This window comes from Pseudomonas fluorescens (assembly GCF_001623525.1).
GTDB classification, from domain to species: Bacteria; Pseudomonadota; Gammaproteobacteria; order Pseudomonadales; family Pseudomonadaceae; genus Aquipseudomonas; species Aquipseudomonas fluorescens_Q.
In genome coordinates, this window is the sequence record NZ_CP015225.1 from 4,079,931 (window position 1) to 4,098,855 (window position 18,925).

The following is an 18,925-nucleotide window of genomic DNA, read 5'->3' on the forward strand; positions in this document are numbered from 1 at the left end:
ATCCAACCTTATAAGGGGCTGCTGCGCAGCCCAGCGGGGATAAATCCCCTCGCCACAATGAATCCAAGTCCCGCAGGGAACGATCCGGCGAGAACCCGCTACAATCGCGCTCCATCAAGGAGCCCGCATGTCCAACCTGACCACCGACTGGCGCGACCGCCTTACCCATCGCCGGGTCTGGGCGCTGGCTGCGCCAATGATTCTCTCGAACATTTCCGTACCGCTGGTGGCCTTGGTGGACAGTACCGTCATCGGCCATTTGCCCCATGCCCATCAGTTGGGCGCGGTAGCGGTCGGGGCGAGTTTGTATACGGTGCTGGCGTGGGCCATGGGTTTCCTGCGCATGGGCACCACCGGGTTCGCCGCCCAGGCTGCCGGGCGCGGTGATGGGGCGGCGTTGCGACAAGTGCTGCTGCAAGGGCTGTTGTTGGCAATGGGGTTGGCGGTACTGCTCGGTGCCGTCGGCGTGCCATTGAGCGACGTGGCGTTGCACTTCATGCAGCCGTCCGCCGAGCTCAACCAGTTGACCCGTGACTTCTTCCACACCCGGCTCTTCGGCTTGCCGGCGGCGCTGGCCAGCTATGCGCTGGTAGGCTGGTTCCTCGGTGCCCAGAATGCCCGAGCCCCGCTGGCGATCCTGTTGGTGACCAACCTGGTCAACATCGCCCTCAACCTGTGGTTCGTGATCGGCCTGGACTGGGGCGTGACCGGTTCGGCCCGGGCGTCGGTCATTGCCGAGTGGACCGGTGCGCTGGTCGGCCTGGCCCTGGCTCGTCACACACTCCGCGCCTGGCCTGGACAGATTGCCTGGGCCGCCCTGGGGTTATGGCAGAGCTGGCGTCCGCTACTGGCGGTGAACCGGGACATTTTCATCCGCAGCCTGGTGCTGCAAGCGGTGTTTTTCCTGATCACCGTGCAAGGCGCACGCCTCGGGGACGCGACCGTGGCGGCCAATGCCCTGCTGCTCAACGGCCTGTTGCTGACAGCCCACGCCCTGGACGGCCTGGCCCATGCCGTCGAAGCGCTGTGCGGCCATGCCATTGGCGCCCGCGACCGCCTGGCGCTGCGTCGCTCGCTGGTGGTGGCGTGCGGCTGGTCGTTGATCGCCAGCCTGGGCTTTGCACTGCTATTCCTGCTCGCCGGCCACCTGTTCATCGACATGCAGACCGACATTCCTGACGTGCGCGCCACCGCTTATCACTACCTGCCCTACCTGGCCGCCTTGCCGCTGATTGCGGTCTGGAGTTACTTGCTCGACGGGCTGTTCATTGGCGCCACCCGTGCCCGGGAAATGCGCAACGGCATGCTGCTGACCCTGCTGCTGGTGTTGCCCATCGCCTGGGCGCTGCAAGGGCTGGGCAACCATGGGCTATGGATAACCTTCCTGCTGTTCATGGCCCTGCGCAGCCTGACCCTCGGCGCTTTCGCCTGGCACTTGCAGCGGCACGATCGCTGGCTCGGCGCATCAGCCCACTAACGCTCAATCCTGGCTGCCCTGCCAGCGCCGGCGCAGATGCTCGAACCGCTCGCGCTGCGAACCACCCTCCAGGCCAGGCACTGGCCGGGCATCGGGGTATTGCAGGCGCAGCCACAACCAGTCATCGAGCACCGCCCGCTCGGTAAACCCCAGCGTCAGGCCCTGCTGCAAATCCCCCCAGAGCCGCTGGTAATTACATCCGGTGGAGCGGCACCATTGCCAGGCGTGACGCTCCAGCAGGCATCGTTGCAACTGGTCCTGCTGCCGGTCGCTGAGCCCGTGCTCTTTCTCCAGCGCCGCCACCGGCAGCCCAGGGTTGGACAGTTGTTGCCAACCCTGGCTGCCGATCGCCCGGTCGGCCCAGGTGCCGCCAAACCAGCGCAACAAACTGATCGGGCCCAGCCAGCAACTGAGTTCTTGAGGGTCGCAACCGTCGAAGAAATAGCTGGCGATGTACGGGTTGTAATAGCTCAACAAAGCTTTGTGGTGCAGACCCAGGGTCACCGTCAGCATGCGCCGCAGATGCGCCAGCAATTGCGTAGCGGGCGATGGGCTGACCAACAACAGCCCCGGCCAGGAACCTGGGTCCAGGTGACAAAGACTGGCCAGCGCAGGCGAATGGCGCAGATCCACCAACAGCGGACCGTGCTCTCGCAGCCCATGCAGCTCGGTGTTTTCAAACAAGGCAAAGCACCGGGCCTTGGCGAACTGCGCGCGCACCAGCCGCGCAGCGCCAGGCGCACTCGGTACGTCGAGCAGCAGCCATTGCGGCGGTGATCCAGACAGGGGCGCGGCGTTCATCGAGCGACACTCGCGCCACGCCGTATGAGCATACGGCAGGTGCACAGTGGCTGGGAGCAGGGGCTGAAAGGCCCGCCTTCGGGCAACAAGCACAACAAGACCAGCGGCTCGGCCTCCCGGATTGCAGACAACAGAAACGGATCGGCAACCGATGGCCCACGCGTTTCGCCTGTGGATGACTCATCCACACTCTCTACTGAGGCAGGCGCATCCAGAAATGCACTGATCATTGGCCGATCCGGATCGCCTTCGATAAAGCTCACCAGCACCTCGGTGCCGTCACTCAAGGCGCCCGCCACGCCCGGGACCAGTTCGGGCGCCAAAGGCAGCCAGCAATGACTGGGGCTCGCGCCTTCGCCCTGGTAGAGCCAGTCAAACTGCACCGCCACGCGCCCCGCTCCCAGCTCCGACGGCTCGTCCACCGCCACGACCCAGCCACGTTGCCGGCTCACCATGCGCGGTTTTACCGGGACCTCCTCCGGCACAAACAGCACGCCCCGGGGAATGGCCCTGAAATGATTGCCGTACACCCCCGCCTGTGCGCGGTGCTCGACCTTCGTCAGCAGCCAGCGCCGGTTCCAGTCGGCAAATGGATGGCCCGTCAGCTTCAGCACCTGACCACCGTGCAGGTTCATCAAGTCGCTGCGCCCCTGGGCGACCTGCTCCCCCGACACATCGGTTTGCACACTGAAGGACCGCACCGCGGCAATCGGGTCGTCGTCCGCGTAGACCGCCTTACCGGCAGGGGGAAAACTGTGTGGATTATCAGCGAACACCAGGCAATGCCCGTCCCGGGTGTGTTCGAAATGAAAGTGGATACCCGCCTGGGCGCATACGCGCTGCAGGAACTGCAGGTCCGACTCTCGATACTGGGTACAGAAATCCTGCAGTGGATAATCGCCACTCAAATCCAGGCACAGGCTGCGGCCAATGATGTCATGGGCCTTGAGCACCTGGCGAATGATCTGCGGCACCGAACGGGCGCTGAAAACCCGCTGGCTGAATCGCTGCGCCAGACAGGCCAGCTTCGGCCCGATACGCACCCGGCAGCCGGCGCCATGACTGTGTTGGACCAACTCATGAAGCTGCCCATGAACACCTCGGCCCGGGGCCCCGAAACTCAACCAGACGCTGCGGTACAACAGGCCCGCCAGGTCCAGGTTCGCGTCGCGCAACGACAGCTGCGCTTCATAGACGAAGGGTTCGCTGATCGCTTCGCTACCCGTGAAGGCCACGACGTCAACAGGCTCGGGCAGACCGGCTATCTCCAGACGAAAGGCTGGCTCGCTGGCTGGATCGGACATCGGCGTTTCTCTACAGGAGGGGCGGTCGGGGATTCTCGCCGAGAGCCATGGCCGAGTAGAGGGGCCAAGTACAAGTTAGGAAAGGGACTACACGAAATAAGGACATCGCCGGTTAAATGCACCGACGTACAGAAATAACGACGGCACAAATAAAAACGCCCTCCGGGACTGTCCGAAAAAACCCGCAGCATGCGGTGTATTTTTCTGACAGCCCTGGAGGGCGGTGTTAATCGGTGGAACAGACGCGCCCCTGTGGCGAGGGAGCTTGCTCCCGCTTGAGTGCGAAGCGCTCACAAAAGGGGGCTGCTACGCAGCCCAGCGGGAGCAAGCTCCCTCGCCACAGGTCCGCCGGCACGGAACCGGCATCAGTCGATCAAGACGACAGATAGGACGAACGCGTCAGCCCCAGGCGCAAGGCATCGAGGAACTGGGTACGTTCGGCGGCGCTGATACGGGCGCTGGCGCACTTGTCGCGGTAGTGAGTCATCAACTCCTCGGGCGACAGGTGCACGTAGCGCAGCATGTCCTCGATGGTGTCGTGGGTTTCGATACCGGCGTGATACACGCTGCCATCGGCGTTCTGGTAGATGTTCACCGAGTCGGTGTCACCGAACAGGTTGTGCATGTCACCAAGGATTTCCTGGTAGGCGCCCACCAGGAAGATGCCCAGCAGATAGTCTTCATCCGGCTTGAGAGCGTGAACCGGCAGGCTGGTCTCGATGCTCTGCTCGTCGACGTACTGCTTGATCTTGCCGTCCGAGTCGCAGGTCAGGTCTTGCAGCACGGCGCGGCGCAGCGGCTCTTCGTCCAGGCGATGCAGCGGCAGGATCGGCAACACCTGGCCGATGGCCCAGGTGTCCGGCAGGCTCTGGAACACCGAGAAGTTGCAGATGTATTTGTCGGCCAACTTGTCGTTGAGCTCATCCAGTACCTGGCGGTGCGAGCGCTGGCGCGCCTTCAACGAGTTGTGCAGGCGACGGCACACCGCGAAATAGCATTGCTCGGCCAAGGCTTTTTCGGCCAGGGTCAGCTTGCCGTCGGCATATTGGGTCGCCACGTCGCTCATGTAGTGGGTGGCGCGCCAGTAAGTCTCGGTGACCATCTCGATATCAGTCGGGCCCAGCAGGTCAACCAACCATTGCACGGTTTCCGGCAGTTCCTGCTTGTTGTCGATCACCGGCACGTCGTCGTTGTGTTTCTCGACGTCGGTCACCTGCACCACCAGCATGGCGTGGTGAGCGGTCAGCGAGCGGCCGCTTTCGGAGAAGATGTTCGGATGCGGCAGGCTCTGGGCATCGCAGAACTCCTTGAGCATGCCGACCACGACACCGGCGTAATCGTCCATGTCGTAGTTGATCGAGCTGGCATTGCGCGAGTGCGTGCCGTCGTAGTCCACGCCCAGGCCACCGCCGACGTCGATGTGATCCACCGGCAGGCCGAGGTTGCGCAGCTCACCGTAGTAACGGATCGCTTCCTTGAAGCCATGCTGGTAGTCCGCCAGGTTGGCGATCTGCGAACCCATGTGGAAGTGCAGCAGGCGAATGCCCTGGTCCAGGCCGGCAGCACGGAAACGCTCGACCACCGACAGCAGTTGCGCGGCCGACAAGCCGAACTTGGACTTCTCGCCACCGGTATCGGCCCACTTGCTCGACGCCAGGGACGACAGGCGCACGCGCAAGCCGACCTGCGGCTTGACCTTGAGCGTCGCGGCCTCTTCGATCACCAGGCCGACTTCAGACTCTTTCTCGATGACGATGAAGACGTTGTGACCGAGCTTCTGGCCCATCAGCGCCAGACGGATGAATTCGCGGTCCTTGTAGCCGTTGCAGACGATGGTCCCGCCCTTCGGCGCCAGGGCCAGGACCGCCAGCAGCTCCGGCTTGGAACCGGCTTCCAGGCCGATGGAGACGTTCTGGGTGGCGATGATGTTCTCGATCACCGCTTCCTGCTGGTTGACCTTGATCGGATAGAGCGCGGTGTACTTGCTCTGGTATTCCAGGCGCGCGATGTTGCTGTCGAAGGCGCCGGTGAGCTGGCGCACACGGTCTTGCAGGATGTCGGGGAAGCGCACCAGCAAGGGCAGCGACAGGCCGCTCTGGCGCAACTGATCGACTTGCTCGAACAGGTCGATGGGCGAGCTGTCGGGACCGTTCGGACGGACTTCGACGCGACCGGCTTCATTGATCGCGAAATACCCGGCCCCCCAATGGCGAATCCCGTAAACACTGCGGCTGTCCGCAACTGTCCATTGGCTGCCATCGTCTTTGCGTGTGCGTCGTACGGACATCGAAGTCCCCTATAAAGAAGTCAAAATGCACCATCCGGTCGGAGGCTGGGGCAGTCTAGAGAGTGAAAATGACGAATTGCCTGTTAGCAAGGTAGACCCTGCTCCCAGCGATGAGTTTAGAAACCCGTTCAGAACAGGCTCTGTGAAAACCATGCGGGCGACCTCGAACGTTGGATTCGGGTCAAGCCGAGGGTGGTTTTCACAGAGGCTGCTAGCCGCCGGATTTCTTTGCCTTGAAGCCGTGCTTGACCAGTTCCGCCAGCAGCAGCTCGACGTGATCGCCCTGGATCTCGATGATGCCGTCTTTCAACGCACCACCGGTGCCACAGCGTTTCTTCAACGTGGTGGCCAGCTCCTTGAGCGCGTCTTCGGCCAACGGCACGCCAGTGATCGTGGTCACCGTCTTGCCGCCGCGACCTTTGCTTTCACGGCGCACGCGCGCTATGCCGTCACCGGCAGGGATGGCGGTCTGTTTGCAGATGCAGGCATCCACCGGTTGACGGCAATCAGGGCAATGACGACCGGCGTCGGTAGAAAATACCAGGCCGCCCAGGGCGGCGAAGGATGCGGCTTTTTTGGCCACCGGCAATCCTCTCGGGAGGACAAAGACTGGTCGAGGGGGAATGTGCCTCGACCGCGAAACCCCACTCAGGCAGGGGCAGCGCTACTGGACCGCAGACACGGTTCAGCTTGAAAAGTCGCGCAGTGTAACGGCAAAAAGCCGACTTGCTAAGGGCCAATCAGCGCCAATTTATAGCTTCTTTGCGACGCTGCCGCCATGGACCCGCAAATAGCGTTCAAGCGCCGCCAGAGAGTCCGGGCAGTAAGGCTTGCGCTGGATTTCATCAAGCACCTGTTCGAGGGGCAGGAAACGCGCTTCGAGGACTTCTTCAGGCTGCAGCACCAGCGGGCCGTCCCACACCGCCGAGAACGCCGAGCACCACAGGCGACTGCCAGGGTCTTCGAAATAAAAATGGTCGTGTGCGGTCAGTTCCACGCCGCTCACGCCCAGCTCTTCCGCCAGTTCACGGGCAGCCGATTCGGCGTAGGTCTCGTCGGCCTGCACCATGCCGCCCGCCGCCACGTCCCAGAAACCAGGGTAGATGGCCTTGCTCAGGGTGCGCCGATGAACACACAGCTCACCGGACGAATTGAACAGCATGATGTAGGTGCCGCGTCCGATCAGGCCACGCTCGCGCAGCTCTGAACGCACCAGGCTGCCGAGCAGGTTGTCCTGCTCATCGACCCAGGCAATCAGCTCGGCATCCGAGGCCACTCGATGGGCGACCTCCCGGGGGCTTTCGCTCATGAATCAACCCTGGTTCAGCAGTTGCCGCAAGTCGATGACCGCTGCGTTGGCCCGGGAAATGTAGTTGGCCATGACCAGCGAGTGGTTCGCCAATACACCGAAGCCGCTGCCGTTGAGGATCATCGGGCTCCAGACCGGTTCCTGGGACGCTTCCAGTTCACGGATGATCTGCCGCACGCTGACCGTGGCGTTCTTTTTCGCCAGGACATCGGCGAAGTCCACTTCGATGGCGCGCAGCAGATGCGACAACGCCCATGCCTGGCCACGAGCCTCATAGAACACGTTATCGATTTGCAGCCACGGGGTCTCGACCACCTCTTCATCCACCTGCGGCACCTGGCCCGGGGCCGGGACTTCGGTTTTCAGCGAGGTGTTGAGCTTGACCCGGCCAACACTGGCCGACAGACGCTGGGACAACGAACCCAGGCGAGTGCCGACATCCCCGAGCCAGTTGTTCAGGTTGTCGGCGCGGGCGTAGAACAGCGCGCTTTTCTGGCTTGGGTCGGACAGACGCGCCTGATAGCGGCTCAGGGAATTGATGCCTTCCTGGTATTCAGATTCGCTGGAGGGCAGTACCCAACTGCGGTTGTCGAAATTGAAGCGCGGTTCGGCCTTGGCCAGGTCGGCGTCCTCGGCGGACTGGGACTGGGAACGGGCGAAGTCCTTGCGCAGGGCACGGCTCAGGTCGCGGACCTGCACCAGCACGCCGTATTCCCAGCTCGGCATGTTGTCCATCCACAGGCCAGGTGGGAAGCGGTCGTTGGAGATGTAGCCACCCGGCTTGCTCAGCAGGGTCCCGGCCACCGTCTTGAGCGTCTCGACCGTGGTGTAGCCCACCACCATCTGCCGGCCATCTTTCTCGGCCGCGGCCTGGGCGTTCTGCTGCACCGGGAACAGCGCGGGCTCCTGGCTCCAATACCAGCCGACGGCAATGGTCACCAGCAGGTAAAGGCCGATCAGCGTCGCCAGTGCGCGGCTGAAAAAAAGCCCACCCAGGTAGCTGCGGGTGTCCGATTTCGGCTCGGCGGCACGTTCAGGCGCGCTGCCCGCGCGGTTTTTCCAGTCCAGCATGGTGATATCCCTTCAATCACTTGAGTTCTCGGTTCGACCACAACCCTACGCCATCGTGCCTGATTTGAAACGCGATAATGCGGCGCCCATCATGCCGGGCGCGACAGGGCAATCGAACAGCACTATAAAGGAAGCGTTGCCATCGGCCTACGAGACTGGTCAGTCACAAACTGAATTTCGCGACTGGACAGAATATTGACGTATGACACTCATGCAGAGGAAAAGAGGTGCTAGCATAGAGCCACCAGTCGATCTCAGCATGCACCCTAACTAGTAGTCAGGATATGACCGAGCCAGAAGACCCCAGCCGTGAGCGCCTCAAGCACCACTTTGCCCAGCGGGTAATTCATCAGGCTCGTCAGATCCTGGAGATTTGGCAGCGCCTGCAACGCAGTGAGTGGTCAAGCACCGACCTGTCGGAGCTCAGCGAAGCCAACCTGCGCCTGCTGCGTTTTGCCGAGCGCTTCGAACAGCCCGAGCACTCCCAGTTGGCCCAAGGCATCAGCCAGTCGCTGCAAGCGGTGGACGCCAATCGTGGGCGCCTGAGCAGCCACCTGATCACCGAAATCAACCGCTTGATGCAGCGCTTGTCGCGTACCGGCCTGCGCCATGGCGACCAACTCGAACAAACCTTCCTGCCGCCGCTGCGCAAACCCATCTACGTGTTGCTGCAAGACCATGACCGCGCCGAGCGCCTGGCCAAGCAGTTGGAGTTCTTCGGCCTCGGCGCCCAGGCGCTGGACAGCGTCGCGGGGTTCCGCGCCTCCATGGTCGAACGCCTGCCGGCGGCGATTGTCATGGATGTGGATTTCAGCGGACCCGGCGCGGGCCTGAAACTGGCCGCCGAAGCCCAGCAAGGCCTGGAGCAACCGCTGCCGCTGTTGTTCTTCAGTTTGTTGGAAACCGACACGCCGACACGCCTGGCCGCGGTGCGCGCTGGTGGCCAAGAGTTTCTCACCGGCACCCTCGAGGCCTCGAGCCTGCTGGAAAAGATCGAAGTGCTGACCTGCGTTGCCCAGTACGATCCGTACAAAGTGCTGATCATCGATGACTCCCGTGCCCAGGCCATGCATACCGAACGCTTGCTCAATAGCGCCGGCATTATCACCCGCACGCTGATCGAGCCGATCCAGGCCATGGCCGAACTCGCGGACTTCCAGCCCGACCTGATCATCCTCGACATGTACATGCCGGCCTGCACCGGCACGGAACTGGCCAAGGTGATACGTCACAACGACCGCTACGTCAGCGTGCCGATCATCTACCTGTCCGCCGAAGACGACCTGGACAAGCAACTCGATGCCATGAGCGAAGGTGGCGACGACTTCCTGACCAAACCGATCAAGCCCCGGCACCTGATCACCACGGTGCGCAACCGTGCCGCCCGGGCGCGCAACCTCAAGGCGCGGATGGTGCGCGACAGCCTCACCGGCCTGTACAACCACACCCATATCCTGCAACTGCTCGAGGATTGCAGCTTTCGCGCTCGTCGCGAAGGCAAGCCCCTGAGCTTTGCCATGCTCGATATCGACCATTTCAAACGGGTCAATGACAGCCACGGCCACCCCATGGGCGACCGGGTGATCAAAAGCCTGGCGCTGTTTCTCAAGCAACGCCTGCGCAAGACCGACTTCATCGGCCGTTACGGCGGCGAAGAGTTCGCCATCGTCATGCCCGACACCGACATCGACGCCGCCTGCAAAGTGCTGGATGAAATTCGCCAGCGCTTTGCCGAAATCCACTACCCGGCCCAGCCCCATGATTTGTGGTGCACCTTCAGCGCCGGCGTGGTGGAGATGAGCGATGACTCCGACAGCCTGATGATGGCCAGCCAGGCGGACGAAGCGCTGTATCGCGCCAAGCATGCCGGGCGCAACCGGATACAGAGCGCCCGCCAATCAAAGCAAAGTGCCACCTTTTCATCGGAATCGACCGACTCGGTCATAAACCTGTAACGCAAACGCAATAACTTCAGGCACTTACGATTCTGCCCCTGGTAGACCTTTAATGCGCCTGAAGCTGCTGACCAATCTCAATACCCTTCTTTTAGTTACCGTGTGCCTCGGCCTTGGGGCCACGCTGTGGTGGTCGCAGATTGCCCTGGAGCGCCCCTATCTGCTGATGGAGCGCTACCTGGGCCTGTCGCGACAATTCCAGGGCGAAGTGGCGCGCAACATCGAGGACTATCTGGCCAGCGGCGATGCCCTGCGCTTGAGCACCGCCACCCAGGCGCTGGAAACCCTGCAAAAAGACCTGGATCAATTTCCCCCGGAACTGGCCAAGACCCTGCGCCCGAGCCTGGCGAACCTCGACAGCTTCAGCAAGACCGATCTGCTGGCCGCCGGCAAACTGGCCGGTGATCCACAGGCCTTGCTGCTACAGGCCGAACGAGAGTTGAGCGCCAGCCTCGATCAACTGGCCCAATACGCCAATGGCGCCCCGGCCTACTTGCCCGCGCTGTTTGCCGCGTCGCAGCACCTGGGCCGCCTATCCCTCACGCGGGACAAACTGGTCAGCAGTGGCCGCAGCGAATTGGCCGCCGACGTCGAGCGGGAACTGGCGAGCATCCGTGTGGAGGCCGAACGCCTCGACAACCTGCCACTGCTGGGCGTCACCGCCAGCAGCGAATCAGGCAGCGATGATTTCGCCGCGCTGATGGGTTTGCAAATCCAGGAAAAAACCGCCGCCGAAGATGCGGGCATCGCCCTCAAGCGCGAGCTAAACAGCCTGCTCGGTCGTTACCCGGCAGAATTGGCCCGCACCCGTGAACTGATCCAGAAACGCACCGAACTGAGCAGCGCCACGCACCTGAAAATCGCCGATGTGCAACAGGCGATCGATACGATGGAGCCTGCGGTTCGCGCCCAGCATGGGCAGATCCAGGGAGAGGTGCGTTTGATCCAGGGCGTGATGATTGGCCTGATCCTGCTGATCGCCCTGCTCATCGACACCTTGCAGCGGCGCCTGGCGCGGACCTTGACGCACCTGGCGCCGGCCCTGTCGACCTGGGCCGAAGGCGACTTCAGCCGTGACATCCGCGTGGGCGCCAGCAACCGCGAACTGCAAGACATCGAAGCGTCGCTCAATCGCCTGCGGGCTTATCTGGTGGATCTGGTGGGCACCATTCGGGTGAACGCCGAACAGGTCGCCGGCAGCAGCCGTGCCCTGGCCGAGTTGAGTGGCGAGCTGCACGGCGGCGCCGAGGATCAGGCCAGCGACACGGCGCTGATCCGCGACTCCCTCAGCGAACTGGAAGCGACGATCCAGCAGGTGGCCGGCGATGCCAGCCAGGCCGCAGACGCCAGCCGCAGCGCCGGGCATGCCGTGGAACAAGGGCAAAAGGTCATTGGCCTGAGCCTCACCGGCCTGCATGCGCTGGTGGGCGAAGTGCAAGGCAACGCGCAGATGATCGAACAACTGGCCGAGGAGTCGGCCACCATCGGTGGCGTGCTGACGGTGATTCGCTCGATTGCCGACCAGACCAACCTGCTGGCCCTCAACGCCGCCATCGAAGCGGCCCGCGCCGGGGAAATGGGCCGGGGTTTCGCGGTGGTGGCCGAGGAAGTCCGCTCCCTGGCCCAACGCACGACCGGTGCCACCGCCGAAATCCAGACACTGATCGCCCGTCTGCAACAGGCCGCACGCCAATCGGTGGACGGCATGCGCGCCCAGGTCGAACACGCCGAAGCCACCGCCAACCAAGCGCAAGCGGCCGACGGCGCACTGGACCAAATCGTCGGCGCCATACAGACCATTGCCGACACCGCCGTGCGCATCGCCGATGTCACCGCCCAACAAAGCGGCGCCGTCAGCGAAATCCGCGACCACAGCGAGCGTATTCACCAATTGGGCGGGGATAACCTGCTGCGCATCGGCCAGGGCCGGGAACAGGGTGACAACCTGCTGGTGCTGGGCGGACGTTTGCACACCGCCGTGCAGGCGTTTCGGGTGTAACGGCTGGAGCGTGGCTTGGCGGCAAAAGCGGCGGGGCAGTTTGCATTGTTGCGTGACACGCAGTCCTCACGTGCAGGCTTTCCGAGCGCAGATGACCGGATCAAGAGACACGGTCACAAATTTCGCGCAAACATCGGTCATCGTGCTGGCTATTGCAGAGAACTGGACAGTCACAAAGGCTTTGCGGCATAGTCGCCAGGTTCTGATACCTGCTCACAGATAACAAGGAACAGCAGATGGCGACCCTATTGGTCCTGCACGGACCCAACCTGAACCTGCTGGGCACCCGTGAACCGGGCGTCTATGGCGCCGTGACACTGGCCCAGATCAACCAGGACCTGGAACAGCGGGCCCGCGCCGCCGGCCATCATTTGCTCTATCTGCAAAGCAACGCCGAATATGAATTGATCGACCGTATCCATGCCGCGCGTGGCGAAGGCGTGGACTTCATTTTGATCAATCCAGCAGCTTTTACACACACAAGCGTCGCATTACGTGACGCGCTGCTGGCGGTGAGCATCCCATTCATCGAAGTGCATTTGTCTAACGTGCACAAACGCGAACCTTTCCGCCATCACTCTTACTTCTCCGATGTAGCGGTGGGAGTGATCTGCGGCCTTGGCGCCAGCGGTTACCGACTGGCCCTGGAGGCCGCTCTAGAGCAGCTTGAAAGACAGGCGACAGCTTGAAAACAAGCGTTAAACGCCCCTGACCGACCCTTGGGAGTTGATGATTCATGGATATCCGTAAAGTTAAGAAATTGATCGAATTGCTGGAAGAGTCCGGCATCGACGAGCTTGAGATCAAGGAAGGCGAAGAGTCCGTACGCATCAGCCGCCACAGCAAGACCCCGGCCCAGCAGTTCTATGCACCGGCACCGATGCATGCTCCAGCCGCCGCGCCTGCTCCAGCAGCAGCGCCGGTTGCCGCAGCCGCGCCCGCCGCACCGGCTGCGCCAGCGCTCAACGGCACTGTTGCCCGTTCGCCAATGGTGGGCACGTTCTATCGCAAGTCTTCGCCATCCTCGCCGTCCTTCGTTGAAGTCGGCCAGACCGTGAAGAAAGGCGACACCCTGTGCATCGTCGAAGCCATGAAGATGATGAACCACATCGAAGCTGAAACCAGCGGTGTGATCGAGTCCATCCTCGTCGAAGACGGCCAGCCGGTTGAGTACGACCAACCGCTGTTCACCATCGTTTGAACCGCGGAGAGCCTTTGATGACTGCGAAGTTGGAAAAAGTTCTGATCGCTAACCGCGGTGAGATCGCCCTGCGGATTCTGCGTGCCTGCAAAGAGATGGGCATCAAGACCGTCGCCGTTTACTCCAAGGCCGACAAAGAACTGATGCACCTGGGCCTGGCAGACGAATCCGTCTGCATCGGTCCGGCGTCGGCTGCGCACTCCTACCTGCACATCCCGGCGATCATCGCCGCTGCCGAAGTGACCGGCGCCACCGCCATTCACCCGGGCTACGGTTTCCTGGCGGAAAACGCCGACTTCGCCGAACAGGTCGAAAACTCCGGTTTTGCCTTCATTGGCCCGAAAGCCGACACCATCCGCCTGATGGGCGACAAGGTCTCGGCCAAACACGCCATGATCGCTGCGGGCGTGCCAACCGTTCCGGGTTCCGACGGCCCGCTGCCTGAAGACGAAGAAACCGCTTTGCGCATCGGTCGCGACGTTGGTTATCCGGTGATCATCAAGGCCGCTGGCGGCGGCGGTGGTCGCGGCATGCGCGTGGTACACAAGGAAGAAGACCTGATTTCCTCGGCGAAACTGACCCGCTCCGAAGCGGGCGCGGCGTTCGGCAACCCGATGGTCTACCTGGAAAAATTCCTGACCAACCCACGCCACGTCGAAGTCCAGGTGCTGTCCGACGGGCAGGGCCATGCGATCCATTTGGGCGACCGCGATTGCTCGCTGCAACGTCGTCACCAGAAAGTCCTCGAAGAAGCGCCGGCACCGGGCATCGACGAGCAGGCTCGCAAGGAAGTCCTGGCGCGTTGCGTCAAGGCCTGCATTGACATCGGCTATCGCGGCGCCGGTACCTTCGAGTTCCTGTACGAGAACGGTCGTTTCTACTTCATCGAAATGAACACCCGTGTTCAGGTGGAGCACCCGGTTTCGGAAATGGTCACGGGTATCGACATCGTCAAGGAGATGCTCAGCATCGCCGCCGGCAACAAGCTGTCGTTTACCCAGGATGACGTGGTCATCCGCGGTCACGCACTGGAATGCCGGATCAACGCCGAAGACCCGAAAACCTTCATGCCAAGCCCAGGCACGGTCAAACATTTCCATGCCCCGGGCGGCAATGGCGTTCGCGTCGATTCGCACCTGTACAGCGGTTATGCCGTTCCGCCGAACTACGATTCGTTGATCGGCAAGCTGATCACCTACGGGGCGACCCGTGACGAAGCCATGGCGCGCATGCGCAATGCGCTGGACGAAATCGTGGTCGACGGGATCAAGACCAACATCCCGCTGCACCGCGACCTCGTACGTGACGAAGGCTTCTGCAAAGGCGGCGTCAACATCCATTACCTGGAACACAAGCTGGGCAACCAGCACTGATATTCCAAGTGATGTAAAAAGACCCCGGTCCATTGGCCGGGGTCTTTTTTTGCCTGTTCTTCAGGATGACAATCCAGTGGATCAGCTCAGCGCCACCGTAGGGAACGCGTGGGCTTCGATCTGCGCCGCAGTCGCTGGCCTACCCTGCGGGGTGAGGACGGTACCGTAAGCATTGGCTACCAGCATTTCGCTTTTCAAGCGCGTCATGAAGCCGCGTGCGCGCACCGACACTGGGTCAGAGCCTTGTTTCGCCCTCGCCAGCACCGGTATGTAGTAGCGTTCGACCTGACTGCGCGATGTCTTGAACACCGAGGTAACACCACTGCGTATATCCAGTGCGACACCAAAAATATTCCCGAAGCAGGAAGAATACGACCAATGGTCCCAGGTGGGCCGCATGCCCTGGCGTCTCATCACAGACCTGACAGGCCCGCCGATATCGGAGCCTGTCAGCCAGTCCCCCCCCACCAGGGTGACGCGAATATCCTTGGCTGGTCCACCCAGGCGCCGCGTCACGTCCCGGAGACTGCGCTCGATAAGCGCACGGATATTGTGATCGAAATGAATGACCGCCCCCACCTTGGTCGTCGGGTTGTACAACGAAGCGATTACGCATGCTTGTGCGTTCATCGAGAACAGATAATTGTCCGCCGCAGCCTCGCTGAACCTCGCCACCACGGCCTCGCCCTGCAACGCCCCCCTTGATACATCTGGGAAAACATGACCGGGAAACGCCTCCCGCAGGTCACTCACTCGCCCAAGGACACGTACTTGATCATTTCCCCCTCTCAAGCCCACCTCGTTGTGTACCCACTTGCCCTTCCCCACCCTGCGGATAGGCAGCTTGTACAAGGCACCGGGGCGACTGGCATCCACCAGGCACAAACCGCCAAAGTGAGGATCCTCCTTCACCTGGTAGTACTTGCCTTTACTGCGGATGTAATAAGTAGTGTGTGGCTGCGATGCGCTGGACGGGCTGCGATAGGTGCCCTGGAAGATACTTTCCCCGGTTACCAGCTCCAGATTCTCAGGCGCTTTGCCAACTGCCTGTTTCGGCTTGAAACGTATGGGCTGGATGACTGGCCCAGTCTCTTTGGCAATCAGCGGCGTCACGCGTCTCAAGCGCTGCTCGGACAGTGACACAGGCTTCACGACAAGCTTCAGGCTCCTGGCTGCCCGCCCCAGCAGCGGAGCAAGGGTCCCGCCCCCCAAGGCTGCGAACAATAGGCCCCAGGAGGCCATCAGCCAGTGGCCCAACGCACGATCCGTGTCGCCCTGCCCATGCGCCTCGGCAGCCTGTTTGACGCTGACGGCAATGAAGGCGACATCCAGCAGCAAGGCGAAGGGCGGATAAACCAGGCACACGGGGGCCGATGCAAACAGCAGCCCCTTGATGACCTGCCGCCTGATCACCTCGGCGCGACTTTTGGTGACGTCTTCCACATCGCTGATGGCGCGCTCGATGTAGGCATCGAACTCCGCCTGGATATCGTTCACTCGATTGAACTCGCGCAATGTGTCGACGCCAATGCTCGTCGCCGCCAGCGCCACCAACGAACGCCGGACCGCCGCACGGGCGCCGAGGGCAACCCGCTCCAGCACATAGTCATGCAAGCGCGTGGCGACCGCCCCGGAAAAGTCCTGGTACCGGCGAAACGTGACACCGTCCGGAGCGTCCGGCGTGTACAGCCAATAGGCGCCCTTCGGGTCGAAGTAGGCAAAGACATAGGCGCCCATCACGATATGGCCGCCGATGGAAAACCTGATCACCCCTTCGCGCTGCACGACGCTCCCCGAATACACCGGACCGGACACCGACACCGACTCACCCAGAAGGGTGACTTGCCGGGTGAGCCACCAGAACTCACTGGCACCCAACTGGGATTTGCCCGTTGCGACACGCAGGTCACGGTCCATCCGGGTCAACAGCAGGTTGCGGTAGGTATTGCGCCGCTGGGCGTATTCCGGGGCACGGGCATCGAGAAACCTGCCGCGGACCTGTCGCGCATATTGCTCGCCCAGGTATGCCCGCCGGATATAGGACGCAAGCTCCGCACTGCGGACCTGCCCCAGGTCCTGCCCCACCGACGAGCGCACACCTTTTCTGGGATTGTCGATACCCGAGTTGTCGTCATACCCGTGGATGGCAAGCTCCAGCAGGCTGGCGACCTTGGTCTTGCCATCCGCCAAGCCTGGGTTGTAGTCGATGAGCACCGTCGCAGGATCGACCGGCGCCTGCACGCCCTTGCTGCGCATGTAAGGCGCAATCGCCTGCGTGACGATACGCTTGGCGAAATCCACGAAGACTTCGTAACCCACCAACTGCTGATTGAACACCTGCTGATGGACCATAAGCTCCTGGCTCAAGGTGCTGATGTTTCGCCGCGCATCGAGCGGCAGGGCGGCGTACCAGCGAGGCGCTTCGTCCAGCTCCACTTGCGTCAGGTTGTTGTCCAGGCCCACTGCAACAATGTCTTCAAGGCATGCCCTGAAACCGGCCACCGCACCTCTGGGATCCTGGCTTGAATCCCATGTCGCCGGTTTGTCTGCCACGCGGGCAAAGTACTCCCGGGCCACACTTCGGTCCGCTGGAGAAATCCGTTGCAGCAGGTACTCGCGGCCGGCTTCGCTGCGAGTCCAGGCACCTATCTCCACACTCACGGCCCAAAGCGAAGGCAACTCGATCCACTCCTGGCCATCCGGCTTGTCGGGGGCGTACAGCAGCAGGTCGCCTTGCAGGTCCTGGCGGTAGAACAGGAGAAAATCGGCACACTTCAACGCGTTTGGAAGCACCAGGCAACTGACACGTAGAACGCCGACGGACGGTGCCGAAGCCTCGCCCTCCCATAGCGCCTTGACGGCCTCATGGTTGGCCACCGTCAAGTGACCCGCACAGCGGGCAATGAACGCACTTTGCTGCAAGCGTGCCGTGAACCAATCGAGCATGGCGTCTTTCAGATCCCCTCGGCCATACCGCTCGACCAATGCCTGCCGGTACCCGGCCGGGGCATCGAGCTCTGCCAGCATTTGGCTGATGAACGCCGGGGAAAGCGGCTGGTTACGCAGCATCGCGCCGTTTTCCACCAGAAACACCGACACGGCGTCCTGCCTGACTGGACCGGCCGCCAGCAGTTCGCTCAGGCTGCGGGTTTGCACCGGCTGCCCCATGACACTTCGCCATTGCAACTGCACTCGAATGCTGTCCGGCTCGACCTCCATGTCCCGTTCACGTCGGACATAGTCCTTGGCCAGGTGCCGGGCAAAAGCCTGCAGCGAAGCCAGGCCATCGAGCAGCCCATCCAGCAACGCCTGGGCCTGGGTAGTCTGGTCCTGGAAAGCCTTCAGCTTTTTACGATCAACTTCGCCTAGCCCTCGCAACCAATCAGGCAACTGCAAACGCGCGATGGCCTCGAGGTCTTGACGCTCCTGCGTCGTCGCCAATGCAGTCAACTGACTCATCTGCCTCCAGCGGTGCTGGAGCGCTTCGATTTTCTCCCTGAGCTCATCGCCCCCCTGGTCCTCCAGCGGACCAGGCTGGAACAACAGTTCGACTGCAGCCATGTGCTCATCGAGCTTGTGCCCGAGCAGCGCTTCAAGCGAGGCGTCGCGCTCCGCCATTCGCCAATGACGTCGTAAATAGTCTTTGTAGTGATAAATAAAACCCGAGGCGACACTCTCCACCGCCTGGACGATAACCGCCTGGCGCTCAGTCGGGAAACCCAGGTCAGCCCCGTCCGGCCAGCGATAGGGCGCATCCTGCTCTTCATCGCTAACCAGTGGTTTCTGGTCGATCATGCGCTGCAACACCGTGTCGAGCAGGGTGTCAATGAAGTGAGGATCGATGTTGCCTTGGTGATAATGGGTGCGCAGCTCGACCAGCAGGTACTCCTCCAGTACCTCCAGCAAGCTCATCTGGGTTTGCAGTCGCGCGTCGATAGCCACCTGCCAACGCGTCAATCTCTCCAGGGTCATTTGTACAGTCGCCGCCTGCGGGGAAGAGACCGACCCCGTGCGCGCCATGTTGCTTTGCCGTTCGGCAGTGATGTCCATACACATTCCTCCCTGCTGTGTGGACCGGCACCTTATCCGCCCGGCGATAAGCCCATGGCATACATATATATATCGAAACACCCACCCGGATGGCGCGA

General features: G+C 62.0%; 13 protein-coding genes. 6 read left to right on the forward strand and 7 right to left on the reverse strand.

The features are described 5' to 3' along the window. Positions 1–127: 127 nt before the first annotated feature. Positions 128–1,477: an MATE family efflux transporter gene (locus TK06_RS17555; protein WP_063323106.1), complete on the forward strand. Its 1,350-nt coding sequence runs from the start codon at positions 128–130 to the stop codon at positions 1,475–1,477. A 3-nt stretch (positions 1,478–1,480) separates the two neighbouring features. Here TK06_RS17555 and TK06_RS17560 read toward each other — a convergent pair whose 3' ends face one another. The 6 genes from TK06_RS17560 to TK06_RS17585 form a co-directional block, all read right to left on the reverse strand. Next, positions 1,481–2,278, reverse strand: a complete 798-nt coding sequence (locus tag TK06_RS17560) for a DUF4123 domain-containing protein (RefSeq protein WP_063323107.1) — start codon at positions 2,276–2,278, stop codon at positions 1,481–1,483. Beyond that, the gene (locus TK06_RS17565) at positions 2,275–3,582 is read right to left on the reverse strand and encodes a type VI secretion system Vgr family protein (protein ID WP_063323108.1); all 1,308 of its coding nucleotides are present in this window, start codon (positions 3,580–3,582) and stop codon (positions 2,275–2,277) included. Before TK06_RS17565 ends, TK06_RS17560 begins: the two co-directional genes overlap by 4 nt. A 373-nt stretch (positions 3,583–3,955) precedes the next feature. After that, the gene (speA, locus tag TK06_RS17570; RefSeq protein ID WP_014336393.1) at positions 3,956–5,869 is read right to left on the reverse strand and encodes an arginine decarboxylase; all 1,914 of its coding nucleotides are present in this window, start codon (positions 5,867–5,869) and stop codon (positions 3,956–3,958) included. A 211-nt stretch (positions 5,870–6,080) separates the two neighbouring features. Continuing rightward, positions 6,081–6,452: a translation initiation factor Sui1 gene (locus TK06_RS17575; protein WP_003197435.1), complete on the reverse strand. Its 372-nt coding sequence runs from the start codon at positions 6,450–6,452 to the stop codon at positions 6,081–6,083. Between the two features lie 168 nt (positions 6,453–6,620). Further along, positions 6,621–7,178 (reverse strand): NUDIX hydrolase, encoded by a 558-nt coding sequence (locus tag TK06_RS17580; protein WP_063323109.1) that lies wholly within the window; start codon positions 7,176–7,178, stop codon positions 6,621–6,623. A gap of 3 nt (positions 7,179–7,181) precedes the next feature. Next, complete coding sequence (locus TK06_RS17585) at positions 7,182–8,249, reverse strand: DUF2333 family protein (protein WP_003197431.1); 1,068 nt, start codon at positions 8,247–8,249, stop codon at positions 7,182–7,184. 284 nt (positions 8,250–8,533) lie between these two features. On the opposite strand from TK06_RS17585, the gene TK06_RS17590 reads away from it, so the two are divergent. The 5 genes from TK06_RS17590 (at position 8,534) to accC (ending at position 14,777) form a co-directional block, all read left to right on the forward strand. Continuing rightward, positions 8,534–10,204, forward strand: coding sequence for a GGDEF domain-containing response regulator (locus tag TK06_RS17590; RefSeq protein WP_063323110.1), 1,671 nt, complete (start codon positions 8,534–8,536; stop codon positions 10,202–10,204). 52 nt (positions 10,205–10,256) lie between these two features. Beyond that, on the forward strand, positions 10,257–12,203 hold the full coding sequence (locus TK06_RS17595) for a methyl-accepting chemotaxis protein (protein WP_063323111.1): 1,947 nt from the start codon (positions 10,257–10,259) through the stop codon (positions 12,201–12,203). Positions 12,204–12,439: 236 nt separating this feature from the next. Beyond that, on the forward strand, positions 12,440–12,892 hold the full coding sequence (aroQ, locus tag TK06_RS17600) for a type II 3-dehydroquinate dehydratase (protein ID WP_063323112.1): 453 nt from the start codon (positions 12,440–12,442) through the stop codon (positions 12,890–12,892). Positions 12,893–12,939: 47 nt separating this feature from the next. Next, positions 12,940–13,404 (forward strand): acetyl-CoA carboxylase biotin carboxyl carrier protein, encoded by a 465-nt coding sequence (gene accB / locus TK06_RS17605; RefSeq protein ID WP_003197423.1) that lies wholly within the window; start codon positions 12,940–12,942, stop codon positions 13,402–13,404. Positions 13,405–13,421: 17 nt separating this feature from the next. Continuing rightward, the gene (accC, locus tag TK06_RS17610) at positions 13,422–14,777 is read left to right on the forward strand and encodes an acetyl-CoA carboxylase biotin carboxylase subunit (RefSeq protein ID WP_063323113.1); all 1,356 of its coding nucleotides are present in this window, start codon (positions 13,422–13,424) and stop codon (positions 14,775–14,777) included. Between the two features lie 81 nt (positions 14,778–14,858). On the opposite strand, the gene TK06_RS17615 is transcribed toward accC, so the two are convergent. Beyond that, the gene (locus TK06_RS17615) at positions 14,859–18,827 is read right to left on the reverse strand and encodes a DUF6543 domain-containing protein (protein ID WP_063323114.1); all 3,969 of its coding nucleotides are present in this window, start codon (positions 18,825–18,827) and stop codon (positions 14,859–14,861) included. Positions 18,828–18,925 lie beyond the last annotated feature (98 nt).

Excerpts from the sequence above, each read along its gene's own strand:
- speA (WP_014336393.1), bottom strand. The coding sequence starts at position 5,869 with ATGTCCGTACGACGCACACGCAAAGACGATGGCAGCCAATGGACAGTT.
- TK06_RS17560 (WP_063323107.1), bottom strand. The coding sequence starts at position 2,278 with ATGAACGCCGCGCCCCTGTCTGGATCACCGCCGCAATGGCTGCTGCTC.
- TK06_RS17580 (WP_063323109.1), bottom strand. The coding sequence starts at position 7,178 with ATGAGCGAAAGCCCCCGGGAGGTCGCCCATCGAGTGGCCTCGGATGCC.
- accB (WP_003197423.1), top strand. The coding sequence starts at position 12,940 with ATGGATATCCGTAAAGTTAAGAAATTGATCGAATTGCTGGAAGAGTCC.
- TK06_RS17565 (WP_063323108.1), bottom strand. The coding sequence starts at position 3,582 with ATGTCCGATCCAGCCAGCGAGCCAGCCTTTCGTCTGGAGATAGCCGGT.
- accC (WP_063323113.1), top strand. The coding sequence starts at position 13,422 with ATGACTGCGAAGTTGGAAAAAGTTCTGATCGCTAACCGCGGTGAGATC.
- TK06_RS17615 (WP_063323114.1), bottom strand. The coding sequence starts at position 18,827 with ATGGACATCACTGCCGAACGGCAAAGCAACATGGCGCGCACGGGGTCG.
- TK06_RS17595 (WP_063323111.1), top strand. The coding sequence starts at position 10,257 with ATGCGCCTGAAGCTGCTGACCAATCTCAATACCCTTCTTTTAGTTACC.
- TK06_RS17585 (WP_003197431.1), bottom strand. The coding sequence starts at position 8,249 with ATGCTGGACTGGAAAAACCGCGCGGGCAGCGCGCCTGAACGTGCCGCC.
- aroQ (WP_063323112.1), top strand. The coding sequence starts at position 12,440 with ATGGCGACCCTATTGGTCCTGCACGGACCCAACCTGAACCTGCTGGGC.
- TK06_RS17590 (WP_063323110.1), top strand. The coding sequence starts at position 8,534 with ATGACCGAGCCAGAAGACCCCAGCCGTGAGCGCCTCAAGCACCACTTT.
- TK06_RS17555 (WP_063323106.1), top strand. The coding sequence starts at position 128 with ATGTCCAACCTGACCACCGACTGGCGCGACCGCCTTACCCATCGCCGG.